The 17,710-nt window shown below is 47.1% G+C and carries 26 protein-coding genes; 13 read left to right on the forward strand and 13 right to left on the reverse strand.

The features are described 5' to 3' along the window. The first annotated feature begins 165 nt into the window (after positions 1–165). The 3 genes from AC1DRQ_RS00155 to AC1DRQ_RS00165 are packed head-to-tail and all read left to right on the forward strand — an operon-like array spanning position 166 to position 1,507. On the forward strand, positions 166–549 hold the full coding sequence (locus tag AC1DRQ_RS00155; RefSeq protein ID WP_477421483.1) for a TraR/DksA family transcriptional regulator: 384 nt from the start codon (positions 166–168) through the stop codon (positions 547–549). After that, positions 546–770, forward strand: a complete 225-nt coding sequence (locus AC1DRQ_RS00160; RefSeq protein ID WP_477421485.1) for a hypothetical protein — start codon at positions 546–548, stop codon at positions 768–770. The genes AC1DRQ_RS00155 and AC1DRQ_RS00160 overlap by 4 nt, the downstream gene beginning before the upstream one ends. After that, complete coding sequence (locus tag AC1DRQ_RS00165) at positions 770–1,507, forward strand: DUF72 domain-containing protein (RefSeq protein WP_477421487.1); 738 nt, start codon at positions 770–772, stop codon at positions 1,505–1,507. Before AC1DRQ_RS00160 ends, AC1DRQ_RS00165 begins: the two co-directional genes overlap by 1 nt. A 33-nt stretch (positions 1,508–1,540) precedes the next feature. Here AC1DRQ_RS00165 and AC1DRQ_RS00170 read toward each other — a convergent pair whose 3' ends face one another. The 6 genes from AC1DRQ_RS00170 to AC1DRQ_RS00195 form a co-directional block, all read right to left on the reverse strand. Then, the gene (locus AC1DRQ_RS00170) at positions 1,541–1,858 is read right to left on the reverse strand and encodes a hypothetical protein (RefSeq protein WP_477421489.1); all 318 of its coding nucleotides are present in this window, start codon (positions 1,856–1,858) and stop codon (positions 1,541–1,543) included. Position 1,859: 1 nt separating this feature from the next. Continuing rightward, positions 1,860–2,126, reverse strand: coding sequence for a DUF3072 domain-containing protein (locus tag AC1DRQ_RS00175; protein ID WP_477421491.1), 267 nt, complete (start codon positions 2,124–2,126; stop codon positions 1,860–1,862). A 166-nt stretch (positions 2,127–2,292) separates the two neighbouring features. Next, positions 2,293–2,517, reverse strand: coding sequence for a KTSC domain-containing protein (locus AC1DRQ_RS00180; protein WP_477421493.1), 225 nt, complete (start codon positions 2,515–2,517; stop codon positions 2,293–2,295). A 4-nt stretch (positions 2,518–2,521) separates the two neighbouring features. Further along, positions 2,522–2,713 carry a DUF2188 domain-containing protein gene (locus AC1DRQ_RS00185; protein ID WP_477421495.1) on the reverse strand — a complete coding sequence of 64 codons (192 nt, stop codon included), beginning with the start codon at positions 2,711–2,713 and terminating at the stop codon, positions 2,522–2,524. A gap of 73 nt (positions 2,714–2,786) precedes the next feature. Continuing rightward, positions 2,787–2,945, reverse strand: coding sequence for a lmo0937 family membrane protein (locus tag AC1DRQ_RS00190; protein WP_477421496.1), 159 nt, complete (start codon positions 2,943–2,945; stop codon positions 2,787–2,789). A 217-nt stretch (positions 2,946–3,162) separates the two neighbouring features. Continuing rightward, positions 3,163–4,341: a zinc-dependent alcohol dehydrogenase gene (locus AC1DRQ_RS00195; protein WP_477421497.1), complete on the reverse strand. Its 1,179-nt coding sequence runs from the start codon at positions 4,339–4,341 to the stop codon at positions 3,163–3,165. A 110-nt stretch (positions 4,342–4,451) separates the two neighbouring features. Here AC1DRQ_RS00195 and AC1DRQ_RS00200 point away from each other — a divergent pair, with 110 nt between their 5' ends. Genes AC1DRQ_RS00200 through AC1DRQ_RS00210 form a run of 3 tightly spaced genes read left to right on the forward strand, consistent with a single transcriptional unit; the run spans position 4,452 to position 7,134 of the window. Further along, positions 4,452–5,999, forward strand: coding sequence for an FAD-dependent oxidoreductase (locus AC1DRQ_RS00200; protein WP_477421499.1), 1,548 nt, complete (start codon positions 4,452–4,454; stop codon positions 5,997–5,999). 56 nt (positions 6,000–6,055) lie between these two features. Then, positions 6,056–6,322 (forward strand): hypothetical protein, encoded by a 267-nt coding sequence (locus AC1DRQ_RS00205; protein WP_477421501.1) that lies wholly within the window; start codon positions 6,056–6,058, stop codon positions 6,320–6,322. Beyond that, positions 6,307–7,134, forward strand: coding sequence for a glycoside hydrolase family 130 protein (locus tag AC1DRQ_RS00210; RefSeq protein ID WP_477421503.1), 828 nt, complete (start codon positions 6,307–6,309; stop codon positions 7,132–7,134). The genes AC1DRQ_RS00205 and AC1DRQ_RS00210 overlap by 16 nt, the downstream gene beginning before the upstream one ends. Before the next feature lie 118 nt (positions 7,135–7,252). On the opposite strand, the gene AC1DRQ_RS00215 is transcribed toward AC1DRQ_RS00210, so the two are convergent. From AC1DRQ_RS00215 to AC1DRQ_RS00235, 5 genes are all read right to left on the reverse strand, one after another. Beyond that, the gene (locus AC1DRQ_RS00215; RefSeq protein ID WP_477421505.1) at positions 7,253–8,371 is read right to left on the reverse strand and encodes a DUF892 family protein; all 1,119 of its coding nucleotides are present in this window, start codon (positions 8,369–8,371) and stop codon (positions 7,253–7,255) included. Positions 8,372–8,443: 72 nt separating this feature from the next. Beyond that, positions 8,444–8,614, reverse strand: a complete 171-nt coding sequence (locus AC1DRQ_RS00220; RefSeq protein ID WP_477421507.1) for a hypothetical protein — start codon at positions 8,612–8,614, stop codon at positions 8,444–8,446. Between the two features lie 19 nt (positions 8,615–8,633). Next, on the reverse strand, positions 8,634–8,834 hold the full coding sequence (locus AC1DRQ_RS00225) for a hypothetical protein (protein ID WP_477421509.1): 201 nt from the start codon (positions 8,832–8,834) through the stop codon (positions 8,634–8,636). Then, positions 8,788–9,063 carry a hypothetical protein gene (locus AC1DRQ_RS00230; RefSeq protein ID WP_477421510.1) on the reverse strand — a complete coding sequence of 92 codons (276 nt, stop codon included), beginning with the start codon at positions 9,061–9,063 and terminating at the stop codon, positions 8,788–8,790. The genes AC1DRQ_RS00225 and AC1DRQ_RS00230 overlap by 47 nt, the downstream gene beginning before the upstream one ends. Before the next feature lie 5 nt (positions 9,064–9,068). Continuing rightward, entirely contained in the window at positions 9,069–10,010 is a 942-nt protein-coding gene (locus AC1DRQ_RS00235) for a manganese catalase family protein (RefSeq protein WP_477421512.1), read from the reverse strand. 199 nt (positions 10,011–10,209) lie between these two features. Here AC1DRQ_RS00235 and AC1DRQ_RS00240 point away from each other — a divergent pair, with 199 nt between their 5' ends. From AC1DRQ_RS00240 to AC1DRQ_RS00260, 5 genes are read left to right on the forward strand one after another with little or no spacing between them, the layout of a single operon-like run. Beyond that, positions 10,210–12,426, forward strand: coding sequence for a hypothetical protein (locus tag AC1DRQ_RS00240; protein WP_477421514.1), 2,217 nt, complete (start codon positions 10,210–10,212; stop codon positions 12,424–12,426). Further along, on the forward strand, positions 12,423–12,884 hold the full coding sequence (locus AC1DRQ_RS00245) for a low affinity iron permease family protein (RefSeq protein ID WP_477421516.1): 462 nt from the start codon (positions 12,423–12,425) through the stop codon (positions 12,882–12,884). Before AC1DRQ_RS00240 ends, AC1DRQ_RS00245 begins: the two co-directional genes overlap by 4 nt. Next, positions 12,884–13,369: an inorganic diphosphatase gene (locus tag AC1DRQ_RS00250; protein ID WP_477421518.1), complete on the forward strand. Its 486-nt coding sequence runs from the start codon at positions 12,884–12,886 to the stop codon at positions 13,367–13,369. The genes AC1DRQ_RS00245 and AC1DRQ_RS00250 overlap by 1 nt, the downstream gene beginning before the upstream one ends. A 22-nt stretch (positions 13,370–13,391) precedes the next feature. Continuing rightward, entirely contained in the window at positions 13,392–13,880 is a 489-nt protein-coding gene (locus AC1DRQ_RS00255; RefSeq protein WP_477421519.1) for a DUF421 domain-containing protein, read from the forward strand. Then, positions 13,877–14,530: a YciE/YciF ferroxidase family protein gene (locus AC1DRQ_RS00260; protein ID WP_477421521.1), complete on the forward strand. Its 654-nt coding sequence runs from the start codon at positions 13,877–13,879 to the stop codon at positions 14,528–14,530. Before AC1DRQ_RS00255 ends, AC1DRQ_RS00260 begins: the two co-directional genes overlap by 4 nt. Positions 14,531–14,726: 196 nt before the next feature. On the opposite strand, the gene AC1DRQ_RS00265 is transcribed toward AC1DRQ_RS00260, so the two are convergent. Together AC1DRQ_RS00265 and AC1DRQ_RS00270 are read right to left on the reverse strand one after the other, a co-directional pair. Then, positions 14,727–14,870 (reverse strand): hypothetical protein, encoded by a 144-nt coding sequence (locus AC1DRQ_RS00265; RefSeq protein ID WP_477421523.1) that lies wholly within the window; start codon positions 14,868–14,870, stop codon positions 14,727–14,729. A 25-nt stretch (positions 14,871–14,895) separates the two neighbouring features. Continuing rightward, on the reverse strand, positions 14,896–16,332 hold the full coding sequence (locus AC1DRQ_RS00270; RefSeq protein WP_477421525.1) for an AAA family ATPase: 1,437 nt from the start codon (positions 16,330–16,332) through the stop codon (positions 14,896–14,898). Between the two features lie 348 nt (positions 16,333–16,680). Here AC1DRQ_RS00270 and AC1DRQ_RS00275 point away from each other — a divergent pair, with 348 nt between their 5' ends. Further along, entirely contained in the window at positions 16,681–16,941 is a 261-nt protein-coding gene (locus AC1DRQ_RS00275; RefSeq protein WP_477421527.1) for a hypothetical protein, read from the forward strand. Between the two features lie 50 nt (positions 16,942–16,991). Further along, the gene (locus AC1DRQ_RS00280) at positions 16,992–17,369 is read left to right on the forward strand and encodes a response regulator (protein ID WP_477421529.1); all 378 of its coding nucleotides are present in this window, start codon (positions 16,992–16,994) and stop codon (positions 17,367–17,369) included. Positions 17,370–17,710 lie beyond the last annotated feature (341 nt).

Raw genomic sequence — 17,710 nt, forward strand, 5'->3', positions numbered from 1 at the left:
GTTTGAACGCTATTAAGCTCACTTTGATATGCAGTAAACCGGCAGTGTACGTTGTAGCTATTGGTTAAAATCTTTTCGTGCGCGCCGTTACCTGGACGCTTTTTATAGAAATTTAATATTGAATGTTTGCGCCAACCTTTACTTTCAAAACTTGTTAAGAATATCATGCAACAAGAGATCATCAAAACAAAATACAACGACAGCGAACTACAGGAATTTAAGGACCTTATTGTGGAAAAGATCCGGATAGCCCGCGAAGAGCTATACGAACTGGCCGGCTCATTAAGTTCGGCCAACACCAATGGTGACGAAGCCGCGATTGCCGGCAAGACCCTGGAAGATGGATCAGCCACTTATGAAAAGGAACAAACCAATCAACTGGCTGCACGCCAGAAGAAATTCATCGAACAACTGGAAGGCGCCCTGACACGCATCGAAAATAAAACTTATGGGATTTGCCGCTCGACCGGTAAGCTGATACCGAAAGAACGCCTGCGTGCCGTTCCGCATACCACCCAAAGCATGGAAGCCAAACTTAACCAGGTATGAGCTCCGCATTTGTCAAAGAAGGGGAGGCGAGGCACCTCAAAGATGTGGCGCCAAATCTGGGTGCACTGCTTTTCTTCCTGCGCGTGGAGAATAATGGAACAGTCATTCGTGACGAGAAATATTATCACAGTGAAAAACACGGCCGCGATGTCTATGAAATGAGCGATGGGCTGAGCTATGCGCTGGATGACGAACACCACTGGTATATTATCCTGGACTGATGGTGGGGAAATTCTTTGGTGGTACGAGCGGCCTGCAGATCGACCGGCCTAAACGGGATTTCCCACCGGAGCTTAGCCATTTGTCACGCCTGGCTTACTATGCCCTGCAGGAAAACAGCATTGAGATCAACAGTTCGTTTTATAAAATACCACAGGCAAAGACCGTGACACGCTGGGCAAGCGAGGTGACCGAAAGTTTTCGCTTCACCTTTAAACTCTGGAAAGAGATTACCCATCAGAAAAACCTGTTGTTCTCCGAAGCAGACGTTGCGCGTTTCATGGAAGCGATCCAATTACCGCAAACGCAGCAAGGCTGCCTGCTTGTTCAATTCCCACCAAGCCTGCAAGTAAACGCTCTTTCGCAATTGAAAGCGTTGCTTGTCATACTTAAAACCTATACCTGGCCCATCGCCCTGGAATTCCGTCACCGATCATGGTACAAGGATGAAGTTTTTGAACGCTTAAACCAGCATCAGGTCGCCATGGTTTTGCAAGATATGCCCAAATCAGCCGCGCCACTGGAGCTTACCGCCGATGACCTGGTTTACCTGCGTTTTCATGGTCCCTCCGGCAATTATAAAGGCAGTTATAGTGAAAGTTTCCTGTATGAATATGCTTCGTATATCACAGAGTGGCAGCAGGAAGGTAAATCCGTTTACGTTTACTTTAATAATACAGCGGGAGCCGCCCTGCAAAACCTTCATTTTCTAAAACATTGCCTGGAAGAACAAAACTAAGCATCACGATGCGGCTGAAAATATGCAGCTCAGTTAATAGCTGGTCCATGCCCATAATTTCCTTTGTTTCAAATAGGCCGGATTGCCTTCTTCGGCATAGGCTTCCCGCTCGAATATGATTTTCAGGTAAGCGCTTTCATCGTCATATTTAAAGCGATTGATGAAGTAATTTGCCAGATAACAAAGGTAGAACGGTAGGATAAGCATCTCCAGTTGCTGGCGAAGATGGATAGCCTCATGCCGGATTAATCGTTCATTGTTTCTGTCGGCTTTATTTTTGAGTAAAATAAAAGGATAAATCGCCATACCGTCGACTTTCAGGAACGGCAACACAATAAGTGGGCAAGGCATACTATCCGTTTTCTAAACCGCGCCCGGTTTTCTGCTGTAATTCTTCTATTCGTTTGGAGGCTTCGGCTTTTGTAAGCCGCTCATTGAATTCCTCGCCGGCTTCGGCGCATAACGTCGTCAGATAGGAATGCTGAGCACCTGTCATTTTCTCGTCGCCTGTTGTCCAGTCGTCCGGATCCTTTATCGTATTTGAGCCTTTATTTTGTGATGTATCTACAGCGTCCTCGTCTCCCCGAAAAAGCTTTTCTTCATTATCATTACTTTTCATAAGTCGTACTAATATAATTAGTAACAGCTGTTGCATCGGATATGTTTAGAAAAATGATCAATATTTTACTACGAATAGCGGGCGGAATATCAGGCTTGATCAAAACGATCAAGCGTCCTTGTGGTTAACAAAGTCCGGACCTTGTCAGCACAGTACAATGGTTAGTTCATAATAGCTTGATCTGATTTAAACCTGGCGTCATCTCTTCAAAAGGATATTTGCCTTTGATATGCCGGTTAAACCAGATACCTTTGACCATGGTAGATCGCATCTCCTTAAAAACCTTTTCGGGTACCTGATGGTAATTGTACACTTTACCGGAGTGGTACCGAACAGTCAGCGTTTCTGAAGCTGCATCATATTCATACGCGGCAATAACGGCAGAGGGCATATGATTATTTTTTTTTATCCGCTTCTTCCGGATGATCCTTAAAATACGCCCTTGCTTTTTTCAGGCCCGTCGCTATAGCGATGCCTTCATCTCCACTTTCCTTCAGGATCTCATTGGCAATCTCTACCGCCTTTTCCCGCAGTTTCGGCGGCTGATTTTTATAGGATGGGGGGTAATCTCCGTTATACCAGGGCATGGTTCCTCCTTTTATTTTTAATGATAAAGAACCCGGTTATTTGGACAACCAGGTTCTTCCTTTTAACTATTTGTCATATAGTAGTCGTATCCCTGCGCAGGAAACCCAGCACGACAGCGATGATGGCAATAACTAACAGAACATGGATTAAACTGCCTGCTGCGTAAGCAAAGGTTCCAATCGCCCAACCAATAACCAGGATGACAGCGATGATATACAATAGTGATCTCATGGTGTTGATGTTTTAAGTAAATAGATAGTATAGATGATACAAATCCGGTACCATTATGGATTGTGGCTTTATTTATGAGCGTTTTACAGGTTCCGACTGTAGTCAAAAATGGCAATTCGCTTAATTTAAAGGACAGCGCCGCGGAAATGTTTTCCTGAAAAATGCCTTTTAAATTGCTTTTAATGATTAGTGCTCAATCTTAACCGGCTCGGTATTTTCAGTTGGTTTTTGCTGTTCCCCAGGGTTTAAGTACCACCTTTACGCAGTCTTCTTCTTTCTTGTCAAAGATGTGGTAACCGCGCGTTACGTCACTTAAAGGCAGCGTATGGGTGATAATATCGTCCAGCACCACTTTTTCTGCTTTCACCAGGTCAATTAAATGGTCGATATAATTCAAGACCGGCGCTTGTCCCATCTTCAGGGTAATGCCTTTATCAAATATCCTGTGCAGCGGGAAGTTGTCGTAGGTAGAGCCGTAAACACCCATAATGGATACAGTGCCCATGCGGCGCACGGCTTTGAAGGCCATATCCAGGACTTTCATGCTGCCTACCTCGAAATTGATGAGCGCTTTGGCTTTATCCAGCCTATTCCGTTCGGGTTCAAAGCCTACGGCATCCACGCAAACGTCAGCCCCGCGACCTCCGGTCATTTCACGGATAGCTTCCACTACGTCTACCTCGTGCGGGTTAAGGGTATCTACCTTATTTACAGCTCTTGCTTTTTCCAGACGGTAGTTCAGGGGATCGATAGCGATCACCCTGCCGGCGCCGTTGACCCAGGCGGCTTTTTGAGCCATTAAGCCAACGGGACCAGAGCCAAAGATGGCGACAATTTCGCCGCCTTTAAGCTCGGCCCAATCAATAGCCGACCAGCCGGTCGGAAATATATCGGTGAGGAAAAGCACTTGTTCGTCGGTCATATTTTCTGGCACTATACGCGGACTGATATCCGCATAGGGCACACGCACGTACTCCGCCTGACCACCGGAGTAACCGCCATATAAGTCTGTATAACCAAAAAGTGCAGCGCCCTTTTGATCCATCATGTCGCCGTTGGGGCCATAATGCTTGTAATTGGAGTTTTCGCAAGCCGGTGAAGCATCATGCTGACAGAAAAAACAATGCCCGCAGGTGATGGGAAAAGGTACGACGACCCGGTCGCCTTTTTTGAGTTTGGTTACGTCCTTACCCACCTCTTCCACGATGCCCATAAATTCATGGCCCATGACCATCGGCTTGGTTTGCGGTACGCTGCCGCTCAGGATGTGCAGGTCGGACCCGCAGATGGCAGTGGACGTGACTTTTAAAATAACATTGGTATCCTTTTCGATACGCGGGTCTTCAACGGTATCGTAACGGATATCGCCGGGTTTGTGGAATACTGCTGCTTTCATAAGTTGGCCATTAATTTTCGATGTCCTTAATTAACTTGAAAGAAATTTTTTTGTTTAGAAATATACAAGATATTGTCAAACAGAGTTGTGGTAATTTTTGTAGTAGCATTATGGCAACAAAATCTGACAACATGATCGCCCGTGACGGCGCACAGGAAAGCGTCTGGCAGGATGGCTTAAACGACAATTTTTCAACGAAGGGAGCTGTCCCTGAAATGGTTTTTGATACGCTGATTGTTGGGGGTGGGATCACCGGCATGACAGCGGCACTACTGTTGCAGGAAGGCGGCAAACGAACCGTAATCGCTGAGGCGCATAGCCCGGGCTTTGGAACTACCGGCGGCACCAGTGCGCACATCAACACCTTTGCGGATACGACTTACCCCGAAGCGGAAAGCGCCTTTGGGGAAGAAGGCGCGCAGCTTTTCGCGGATGCGATCAATGAAGGCTATCGTGCCATCAAATCCCATATTGACACTTACCAAATTGATTGCGATTACGAAACCAAACCGGGCTTTCTATATGCAGAAACCAAAGACGAGGTTAAACAACTGGACGAGATCTATAAGGGCGCGGTAAAAGTAGGCGTGCCTGTACGTTATACGGAGGAAGTGCCGACAGCGGTGGAATATTTAAAGGCCCTGGTTTTTGATAAGCAGGCACAGTTTCACCCTTTAAAGTATTTGCAGGGCTTGCAAAAAGCTTACCTGGAAGCCGGCGGCTTGATTTTAGAAAATACGCGGATAACTGGTATAGAAACAGCTGATGGCCTACACGCCGCAGGAACAGGCCAGGGTACTATCCGCGCTAAGGCTGTGATCTATGCCACCCATATGCCGCCCAACATCAACCTGTTCAATTTCGAGTGTGCGCCTTACCGCAGTTATGTGCTGGGCTTGAAATTAAAAACCGATACTTATCCGGATGCGCTGGTTTACGATATGCAGGAACCTTATCATTATTTCCGGACGCATGTGATTGACGGCGAAAAATTATTGATCGCCGGTGGCAATGATCATAAGACTGGTCATGACGATCCGGAAAAAGCCTTTGCCGACCTGGAGAAATATATTCGGAAATATTATAATGTGTCCTCGGTGAAATATCGCTGGTCGTCCCAATATTATGTACCGGTGGACGGCCTGCCTTATATCGGGCGGATGCCGCTGGCAGCGGATGGTGTTTACTGCGCGACCGGCTATAACGGGAACGGGATGATGCTGGGCAGCATCGCGGGTAAAATACTCAGCGACCTGGTCAGGAAGCGGCCCAACAGATACCAGGACTTGTTCAGCCCTTCACGCATTAAACCGATAGATGGCTTCAGCGAGTTTGTTAAAGAGAATGCCGATGTCGCCTATCATTTTGTGGCTGATCGCGTAGGTATCCATGGAACCGATTCCTTAAAAAGATTACGGCCGGGGACCGGCAAGGTAGTGGAGGTAGAAGGCGAAAAGATAGCTGCTTACCGGGATGAACAGGGAACTATCCATGCGCTCAGCCCCGTTTGTACCCACGCAGGGTGTATTGTGAACTGGAACGGTGAAGAAAAAAGTTGGGATTGCCCCTGCCACGGTGCGCGGTACGACATACACGGAAATGTACTAACGGGACCCGCAACCAAAAACCTGCCCAGGATCAACAGTGATGAAAACTAAGCAAATATTGTTAGTGACATCACCCGACGATCAGTTCAATCTTTAAAAAACGAACCATGGTACAGCTCATCAATGAGCCGGGAAAAAGGATGAAAGATATAACCCAACGTTTCCCGGAAAACCCTTTATTGTTACCAAAGGACCTGCGACCAAGCGCCGGCGGTCTGCAGATCATCAGCTTGCTGAATCCGGGCGTATTTCGTTTTGAAGGCAGGATCTGGCTCCTGGTCAGGGTAGCCGAAGGTGTAGCGCAAAAGGAAGGCGTGCTCTTTTTTCCAGCCATGACCGCCACGGGAATACCAAGATCATGGAGGTGCCGTTGAACGACCCGGACCTGATCGCTACCGACGCGCGGGTGATCAGTTATAAAGGCCTGGATTACCTGACGACCATTTCTCATTTGCGGCTATTGTCCAGTGATGACGGTGTGCGCTTTGCCGAGCCGGACGGCTATGTTCCTTTATTCGGGCAGGGCTATCTGGAAGGGTTCGGTATCGAAGATTGCCGGGTCAGCCAGATCGGTGATACTTATTACCTGACCTATACGGCTGTATCGGACAGTGGTGTTGGCGTGGGACTGCAAATAACCAAAGACTGGCAGCATTTTGAATCCGGCGGTATGATCCTGCCCCCGCACAATAAAGACTGCGCGATCTTTGAAGAAATGATCGGTGGGAAGTATTACTGCCTGCACCGGCCCAGCAGTAAAGAGATCGGCGGCAATTATATCTGGCTGGCCGAATCTTCCGACGGACGGCATTGGGGCAAGCACCAATGCCTGATTAAAACCCGGCCGGGCTTATGGGATGGCGCACGGGTTGATGCTGGTGCCGCGCCGATCCGTACAGATCAGGGCTGGCTGGAGATTTACCATGGCGCGAACGCGGAGCACCAGTATTGTTTAGGCGCTTTTCTGATGGACATTAACGATCCGTCTCAAGTAATCTCCCGAACAACTGAGCCGATCATGGTGCCGACGGAGACCTATGAACTGAGCGGATTTTTCGGGTTTGTGGTCTTTACCAATGGTCATGTGGTAGATGGCGACCGGCTAACGATGTACTATGGTGCCGCGGATGAGTTTGTCTGCGGTGCGCATTTTTCGATCAATGATATCTTAAAAAAGTTAAGCTAAGAGAACCATTTGGCGCGCAAGCCCTTAACGATGATATGATGTATGATGACAGCAAAATAGCGGAATCAAAAAGGGCCGCCCAAAATAAGCGGCCCAACCTACCATACGGTGACATTACTTAATCTTTCGCCGGCTCATTACTGGCTGCGTAATTGGCCTGACTTTCTGCAATTTCCGTGAGTATGGCATCAGCTGTTTTTTCTTCATCCAGTGTGAGCGCCAATAACTCCGCAATCTCATAGTAGCCTAATGTTTTAGCTAAAGCAATCATACCGCCATAAGAAGCGATCTCATAATGTTCTGCTTTCTGTCCGGCAAAGATCAGTCCCACATCGCGTTGCGCGGTGCCTTCTGCTGTAGCGCTGATGATCTCATCACCTTCATCGATGATACCGGACATGGCCTCACACTTACGGCTTTCGGCTTCCAGGCCCAGGATATCGAATATCTGGTCCAGGCGGGTAACATGCTCTTTCGTTTCCGCCAGGTGTTGTTCAAAGGCATTCCTGAGTTCGCCGGAAGTAGCAGCTTCGGCCATTTCGGGCAGGGTGTCCACGAGTTCCATTTCTGCCCAACGTAAGTCCTTTAGCTCATTGACAAAAAACTCCAGAAGTTTAGAATTGCCGCTGTTTGTTTCCGTTTCTTTCTGCCATGCCTCTTCCTGTTCCATGCTTTCCGGTTCGGGGGCGTAAGCCGTTTGGTTTCGATATTCAGTTGCGTTGCCTTCATACGATGGTTCCTCGGCTATGGGTACGTCATCTTGATCGTCGTTATCGTATTCTGCCACCTGGTCACGCAGGGATTTGATCAGGTTGTGGCCTTCGGTAATGCCCTGTTGCTGTATTTGCAGGACCTGGGCCAGCTCCGCGCTGAGCTCATTTTCCGGATCCAGCGCATCCTTATAAGCGGCTTTGGCGGCATCCTCACCACGTTCGCATTCGTTCAGGATAGCTAAAAGGTCGCTGCCCGTAAAGGCGGATTTGATATCGATCCAGGCGCGGTGCAGGTCGCCGGAAGTACTGGTGCCTTCGGCGGGCTCAGTGCCGTATTGCTGCACAATATCGCTCAGTTCCGCTACGTATTGCCGGCTTTCGCCCGCTAATTTATTAAAGACGGGGATCAGTCCATTCTCGTCACCTTCCAGGTCTTTGCCTGCTTTTTGAAAACCGGCTGCCCGGTCATTGTTGATCTTGATGAGATCGTTGAGCACATCGAGGGCTCTTTCAGTGTTTTCCATAGGTATTCGTTTGTTAGTGGTAAATAATTATTTGTTATTATTCCTGAAGAATACAGCTTCCTGCACGGCTTATTAGTTTTTGCCCCGGAACAGGGAAAAGAGCCATAGGATAATGCCGATCACCACGATCACGGCAATGATGCCGACGACTGCGCCCGCTTTAAAAATGCCTTCGATTGCCGCGCAACTACTCAGGCTCGTCAAGGCCACGAGGATGATTATAGAAAAAAAATTCTTTTGCATAATATATTAATAATGTGTTCTAACCGGCGCTGCTGTCGTCTTCGACATCGTCGGAAGGGTAAGTTTTTATTTCGCCGGAATCCAGCTTAACCACAACGCTGTCGTCCGTGGTTTCCAGTACTTCTCCTTGTCCGTCCGGGCTAACCACCCGTTGTCCTTTCAAATTCATCAGCTTATTGCTTAACGGGATTACCGGATAAATGCCCTGAAGGGTCAGCATTACCTTTACTGGTGGAATCGCTTGCCGGCCTTAGGGCAGAATCACGGCGATCTTTGTTAATGGTCGCCGTATCCCGGATAGCAGGTCCTCCGGCTTTATGGACACTGGAGGTGTCCTGGCTGCCACCGATCTTTTTCTGGCTGTCACGCTGATCGCAGGAGGCGATCAGCAACGGCAATGAAAAGGTCATCAGTAAGCCATACAATTTTTTCACACGTTTCATCTTCATACGGGTTATGCATTTACAGGTTCATAGGTACTCCATTGCGCAATGCCTTTCGGCTCGGCATCCTTTACTTCGGCGCTTTTAGCTGCGCTCATCTCTTTGTCCAGCTTATCTTTTGCCTTTAATTCTTTGCTGAAATCCTGGGGTAATTTCGTTTGTCCTTCGGTTTCCTGCACCTGTTGCAAGGGGTTTTCAACAAAGTTCCAGTCCTTACTCAGGCCCGGCATTTCCCCTTCGTTCCAGGGACCGCGAACGGCGCCATCGGACAAATTGTAGGCTTGTTGCGTAAACCGCGGATCAGCTGCCAGTACGCCCGGCGGAAAATTATTGGGAATGCTGTCCAGCGCCGCTTCAAACATTTTATAGTGGGCTACTTCGCGCGTCATCAGGAAAGACAGCGTTTCATGGATATAGGGATCCTCCGTAAATTTCATCAAATGCTCATAAACGAGCTTGGCCCGTGATTCCGAAGCCAGATTGCTGCGCAGGTCTACGGTCAGGTCGCCATTGGAGTGGATGTAGGATGCACACCAGGGAATGCCCTGGCTGTTGCGCGGGGTTACGCCACCGCCGGTGATGATGCCAAACTGCGGATTAGCAAATACAGCTTCGTGGATAATATCCTCTTTGGCAGCCTTGCCGTTCAATACCTGCATGATTTCGGAACTATCGGCAGCGTTTTTAAGTTCGCCGTTCACGCCCTTCAGCAACATCTGTATAGTAGCGCCGACAATTTCGAGGTGGCTGAATTCCTCGGTCGCGATATCCATCAGCATATCGTATTTGTCCGGGTGCGGCACCTTCGCGCCGAATGCCTGGGTGAAGTACTGCATGGCTGCGGCCAGCTCTCCGTTTTCGCCGCCGAATTGCTCCAGCAACAGGTTGGCAAAACGTGGGTCAGGGCGGGATACCCTGGCATTGAATTGTAATGATTTGACGTGGTGAAACATGATTGTAGATTTTATTGGTGAACTTTTTCACATACAATTTCCATTCCAAAATTATGCTTTAAATTAAATAAATAATTTTCTAAGAAATTAAAACAATTTGATTCACGGCACAGTTTATGTCTTACGTTTTTTTTATTGGCGCTAACCGCAGCGTTCACGGCGTATTAAAGTTTTGTTTAACGATTGAATTTTTTTTACAATGAATGCAACCTCAGCCTGGCTATTGACTGTGAATAAAAAACTGAACAGTCCTGACCTGACCCCCGTTTACCAACAAGATAAAGCGGGTTATTCCTTTAAAGTTTTTTTGATCGGCGATTCCTGCTGGCTGGTCGCCTCCTGGCCGAAGCGGAGCCGTATAGCCTTTCGGCTGGCTTATTCCCCCAACGACAAGCTCGACCTGAAAAAGCTGGTGGAGAAGGACGAAAATATTACCTTTCGTATCACATCGCTGATGGGTGAATACGAGGCTGTTGTCCGGTTACCCGCCGGAGAAATCCCCGTACTGCGCTTGACCACAACGTTGAAAACGGCAGCGCCGGTTTTATTCCCTTACTGGCCGCGGGATATCGTGCCGCTCGGCGCAGCAAGCAGCGATAGGCTGGCTGAAGGCGAGATCAAAGTCAGCCAGGTGGGTACGCGTTCCGGACAGCTGTATTTTAACCTGACCCGGCCGAAGGCGGGCTCGGTGCTTTACCTGCAGAACCTGACCGCACTGGCAGATTATAACCAGGTGAYAGAAACTTCAGCCGGTGATACGGTGGGCGGGGTGTGGCCGGAGATCGGATTTGCGCTGCCGCCAACTTTGAAAAATAAACCGCTCGAAGCCGGGAAAACTTATACCCTGAGTGATGCCTTTATTGCTTTTGATGACCAGGTACCGGGAGACGAGCCGGGGATGGTCCGTCAATATCTTGACCTGCTGGCGGCAGTTTATCTTGAATTGCCAAAACCAGCCACCACTTATAAGAATTGGCCGGAAACTTTGCAAAACGGTTTAACTGACCTGACCGAAAGTCCGGGTTGTTGGACACAGGTAGACGGGAATCATTACCTGAATGCTTATGTCTGTGATTATGCCACACCGCCGGAGGTTATGGTGCAGCTGGCGGTGCTCCTGCCTTTGCTGGATTATGTAGAATGGAACGATTCACAGTTGGCGGTGATGAAAAAGATCAAGGAAGGCTTGCCCGCTTTTTATCATGAGGACCTGGGCACGATCATGCGCTGGCATCCTAAATTGGCGGATACCATGGAAGGCGATGAAGAACAAAAGAAACCCATGGTCATGGATTCCTGGTATTTGCACCACCCGCTATTGAACTTATCCCGATTAGCGCTCAAAGGGGATAAAATTGCTGAAAAACTGTTCCTGGATTCGCTGGAATTTTCTATAAAGGTGGCCCGCCATTTCAATTACCGGTGGCCGGTGTTTTATAAAATGGATACGCTCGAGGTGATCAAAGCGGAAACACAACCGGGCAGGGGCGGCGAAAAGGATGTGCCCGGCTTATATGCGCATGTGATGCTGCAGGCCTGGGAACTGACAGGCAACAAACGTTATTTGGCCGAGGCTGAAAAAGCCGCTTTAAAGTTGAAGGGTTTAGGTTTTGACTTATTCTACCAGGCGAATAATACCTCCTTTTCGGCAGGGGCTTTATTGCGACTGTATAAGGTAACCCAAAAAGAAGTATATAAAGAGCTCAGTTATTTGTGCCTGGCTAACGTGTTCAGGAATGTAAGACTTTGGGACTGCAACTATGGCTATGGTCAGAATTTCCCATCGTTCTTCGCCCTGTTCCCGCTGAACGATGCGCCCTATACGGCGGTTTACGAGGAGCAGGAAGTCTTCTGTGCCTTTCATGACTACCTGCGGCATGCTGAAGGACAGGATATCCTGCCTTCCCTGCGTTTGCTGATGGCTGAATATATACGTTTCCTGGTAGACCGCGCCGTGTATTATTACCCAACGATGCTGCCGCAAGAGATGTTATCCGATGAGGTGAAGACCGGTGAAGTTGACCCGAACCTGTGGATCGCGCTGGAGGATATGCATGACGGTTGGGAGAAATCCGGCGAAGTGGGGCAGGAAGTTTACGGTGCGGGGAATGCTTTTGGTATTCTACCACGCCATTATATGCAGGTGGAAGACGAGCCTTTCCTGATCTATACCGATTACCCGACTTATGGCTTCTCGCCGAAAAAACACCGTCCGGCCAAATTTAAGCTGGCGGGAGAGGCGCGGCTCAGCTGCCGTTTGATGCTGGTTAAAACGGATAAAGGTAAAATGCCGGAATTTACGGTGACGCTGAACGACGGTAAAGTGCCTGCTAAAGGAAAAAAAACAAAAGAAGGCCACCTGGAATTTACCATTCCCGGTGACAGCGAAATTCATATCAAATGGAAAGCCTTATGAAAAAAAAGACGAATTTGTTCGAACGTTTCAGTAACTGGGCCACAGCGGCCACCGGAAGTTCCGCGGCATTTATCATCGCTACATCCACCGTGCTCATTTGGGCAGTCACCGGACCGTTATTTCATTATTCGGAAACCTGGCAGCTGGTCATCAATACCGGCACGACGATCATTACCTTCCTGATGGTTTTCCTGATCCAAAAATCGCAGAATAAAGATTCCAAAGCCGTCCATCTGAAGTTAAATGAATTATTAGCCTCGCATGAGGGCACCAGTAACCGCATGGTCAATATCGAGGACCTGACTGAAGAAGAGCTGGATCAGCTATATAAATTCTATATCCGCTTGTCGGACCTGGCAGAAAAGGAAAATGACCTGACCCGCACACATTCGATAGATGCCGCCGCGGAAAACCAGAAAAGGAAATCAGGGATCCGAAAACCAATTAAAAAGACTTGATGATGAATAAATCAACTACAGTTACCGTCATGATCGAATGTCCGAAAGGGTCAAATCAGAAGTTTGATTACGACCCGGCGGAAAAACGTTTCAGGCTGAGTAAATTCCTGCCTGCCGGGCTGGTATTTCCCTTTGATTTCGGCATGATCCCCGGGACAAAAGGCGAGGACGGCGATCCGCTGGATATCATCGTGATTTCCGAAGGCTCCACTTTCCCCGGCTGCCTGGTGAGTTGCCGGGTCATCGGGGTATTACAGGCCAAGCAGACTGAACGAAACGGGGAAACGATTCGGAATGACCGTTTTATCGGTATCCCGGATGTCTCGCAGTTATTCTCCGGTATCAGGACGCTGGAAGAATTACCGCAGGCGATCGCTGAGCAGCTGGAAGCCTTTTTTAAGAACTATAACGAACAGGCGGGCAAGGAGTTTAGCGTGACTGCCAGGTTATCTGCAAAGCAGGCAGCCAAATTATTAAGGAATTAAATAGTAACCAAAATCAATTGCTATGGAACTGCTGTTAAAAATTTTTGGCGAGGGGAAAGACCTCAATGCGCTGCAGATGAGCAGCCGCGGGGTAGTCATTTTTATGATCGCCTTCCTGCTGATCCGCATCTCTGGCCGGCGCTCATTCGGTGTGCGGACGCCACTGGATAATATTATTACGATTTCGCTGGGAGCCATCATGAGCCGGGCGGTGGTTGGCGCTTCGGCTTTTGTACCGGTGGTCGCCTGCTGCTTTGTTATCGTTTCCCTGCACCGGATATTCGGCTGGCTGATCGTTCATCACAAGTCCTTCGGCCGCTTTGTGGAGGGCGATAAGATTCCGCTGTTTGATCAGGGGAAGTTCATTAAAAACCATATGGAAAAAGGATTGGTCTGTGAGGAAGACATCATGCAGGGCGTCCGGAGATCTGCGCTGACGGAAGATATGGAGGGGATTGAAAAAATTTATATGGAACGAAACGGCGAGATCAGCGCCATCCGGAAAAAATGAAAATTGTGCTGATTTTTCAGGGAGTTTGGAACGCTTCTTGTTTTTTTAACAGCAACGTTTTTTATACAGTTTTAACCAAAATTATAGCTACAATCATGCCTGCAAAAACAAACAAAAAGTCTGCAGCAGCAGCCAGCCGCACACCTGAAGCAGAAAGTGCGCTGAAAGAATTATTTATTGATGAGATCAAGGACATCTACTGGGCGGAAAAACATTTGGCCTCCGCTTTGCCGAAACTGATCAAGGGAGCGACCTCGGAGGACCTGAAACAAACCATTACTACCCACCTCGAAGAAACCAAGAACCATGTGACCCGTCTGGAAAGCGTTTTTGCTTCGATCGGTGAAAAAGCAGTGGCTAAGAAATGCCTGGCCATGGAAGGCCTGCTAAACGAAGCTACCGAACTGCTGTCCGATACCGACAAAGGCACGGAAGTAAGGGACGTAGCCATTATTTCTGCTGCTCAGAAGGTGGAACATTACGAGATCGCCTCTTACGGCACCCTGTGCACCTTAGCCGGAACATTAGGCTTCAGTGAAGCGCAAGGCCTGTTTGATGAAACTTTAGCTGAAGAAAAAAATGCCGATTCCCTGTTGACCCAAGTAGCCGAAAATTATGTGAACGCAGCCGCAGCCGCCGAATCAGCATAAAAAACGCCCTGGTGATTTTTACGGGGGATGCCGAAAGGCGTCCCTTTTTGTTTAAGCTTTGCTTAACTCCGCGATCAAAAGTTCAGCGGTCGCCTCAACGGTCTGGTGGATCACCTCCTCGCAGGAGCCGGAAAACACTTTACGGAAGCGGGCTTCGTGGTCACGGATCAACGCAAAAACGAACAGTTCCTTTCCTCTATGCTATGGTAATGCTGCGGTCGATACGACGAAAATAGGTACGTAAGTAACCATAACCGGATAACAGAGAAAAGCCAATAGCGGCTTTTTCTTTTAAAAACTGTCCTAATGGTCCCAGTTTAATAAGGATGCTGTCTGTCATTTAAGTGCTAATAGCGATGGAATTGTTAAGATTGAAAAAGTACATCCATGGTAATTTCGTCCTGTATAAGGCCTGGATAGTTTTTTCCGCTCTTTACACCATAAGTTGTTACCATGGTCATAAATAACGATTTTTTAGTTTTGGTCTGGACCTGAAATATTTTAAGCTTGTGGTCAAGTTCCCTGGCATAAGATTTAGTAATTTCAAAGGTATCTGAAGCAAATTTCATTTCACATAGGTTAATGCATCGGTCAGCCCTGTCAATCAATAAATCTATCTGTGTGCCTTGCTCGCTAGCCAATTTAGGCTGGTATCGCCAGACAGACACCTCGGCATATACGCTTCTAATTCCAATGGCATTCTTAATTTGATCAATATGTTTCATACAGATGCTTTCATAGGCAATTCCGCTCCAGGTTCTCCACGATGTGCCTGTTGAGAACATCAGCCATGTTCCCTGACCTCTGGCCCGGCTGTTTTCAATGAACTTGACATAAAAGAGCGAGTATTCATCAGTAAGTTTATAAATACTGTCTTTGGATGTTTTGCCGAAAGGCACATAAGGCGTAATAAACCCTGACTCTTTTAGCTCGTCCAGTAGCTGCGTCGTGTAGCCTCCCGATGTCAGTTTACAGGTTTCGATGATTTCACTCCTGGTCAATCCTTTGCCTTTTTGTGCTAATGCTCTGATGATATCAATGTGATTCTCTGCACTGTCGAATAAAGAATAGTAAAGGTTTTTGAATTCATCGTTAAGTAATCCGTCTTTGGTGAAACACAATTTGTCTATTACCTGTGCAGCGCTAAATCCTGGTTCTATTTCTTTTAAGTATTGTGGTATGCCGCCCATTGCCATATAGATCTGTAAGATCTGGTAGTTGTCGAGCTTGACGTTCCTGGCTTTTAAATAATCAGTGGTTTCCGCCACTGTAAAAGGTAACAGTCTTATTCTTCGGGTTACCCTGTTATGTAAACCTCCCCGGTTGTTGATAACTTTCTTTATCATCCAGGAGGCAGCAGAACCACAAATCACGACAACAAGATTTTTTTCCCTGGAGGCCCAACCATTCCAAAAGTTTTCAAATGCTGGCAAAAAGCCGGACCGCGGTGTATTAATCCAGGGAAATTCATCAAAAAAAATGACCCTTCTTTGTTTTTTTATTAAAGGCGAAAGGTATTGGATCAACATTTGAAATGCTTGAATCCAGCTATTGGGCTTGGCAAGTTGTATTCCGCCACTGGCATTGGTCAGGGCAAGGCTAAAGCTTTCCAGTTCCTGGTGGAGTGAGGCATTGTGCGTTCCTGAAAACTCGAAGGTAAGGCGCTGGCTAAATCCGTTCCTGATCAGAAACGTTTTTCCAATTCTTCTGCGACCATACACGGCGAGTAATTCTGGTTCTCCGGATTTTTCAATCTTTTGGATCAGCGCTTTTTCTTCGGTTCTTCCAATTACGTTTTCCATAATCCGTTATAAAATATGAGTTTTGGCGTGATATACATATTTATATTACGCCAAAACTACATAAAAAATACGAGTTTTGGCGCGATATGGCTTTTTATATACTCGCTCTATGATCATCATTTGGACATCAGCAAAAAAACTAGCCATCAACGGAGACTATATTATTAAAAAAACGGATTCAATTTGCCAACTCCAACTTTTCTACAGTTTTGGTTAATATCTTAATGCGAGTCTATCGCTTTGTTAAGCGACGGAGTATATCCTGATAGCTGCCTCAAATATTAATATCTTGTTCAGTAATCCCATAATATGATAAGCGATCCTAAATATCGGTCTTCGAAATCGAGAATGACAAAACAACAGGAAAAAGATATCTTAATTAACGATAAGATAATCAACTATATTACGCGTACAGACGAGGAGAGAGATGCCGAGACACTCTGGATGGAAATGAAAGCTTCGGGGCATCAAATGAGCGTCAGTGCTTTTAACACCAGATTGAAAAAGCTTGTAGAAAGGGGAATAGTGGAAAAAAAGTCGTTGGGATATAACAAAAATTTTTACAGGATAAGTACTGAGGACAAGCCCCAGTATTCGGGAGCATTTTAAAATGCTGTTATATAAACCAATAGTTCGATTCTTTGTTTACTCCATGTCTTATGCGCGAAAAAATAGTCTTACAGGAGGCAGACGCGGCGGTTATGGAAACACTTAGCCTGGTCCTGGAACTGGAAGGTTTTGTTGTTTTTCCATTAGCGGCTGATACTGGAGATCTTATTGATTATATCGACCAGGTTCGGCCACATATTATTATGCTGGAATACAAGCTGGATGGGCATATCTGTATAGACATGTGCCACCGGATCAAAGAAAAATATCCACACCTGCCCGTTATTGCAATGAGTTGCAACTGCAATATCCACGAAGAATATAATAAGGCCGGCTTTGATGCTTATATAAAAAAGCCTTTCGATTTAGACCGATTATACTATATCGTGCGGAAATACATTGCGAAGCCCGGTAGCGCCTCAGTTTGAAATAAATGTTAGTAATAATCGTTTTGTAAATATTACAAGCCGATACGTTATTGCCGAACCTGTCGAGGCCTCCAATAGCGGGGGGCTTTTTTGGTGTCTCAGGCGGAAACGATACCATAAAACATTAAATCGGAATGAAAACCAGAATGTACTTCCGGCTCCCAACTTGCTGTTAACGCAGATTTTTCCTGGTGTCGCTTAATGACTTCTGAACTGATAAATAGGCTTAGACGGAATAATGGCTTTCATTTCCATTAAGCTGGTATTAACGGTCGAAAAGGAAGGGTTGTTTATCCGCTGGCATGCCAGGCGCATGATCGGTTACAGTGACTTAGCAGTTG

This window comes from Mucilaginibacter sp. P4_E8, assembly GCF_056401495.1.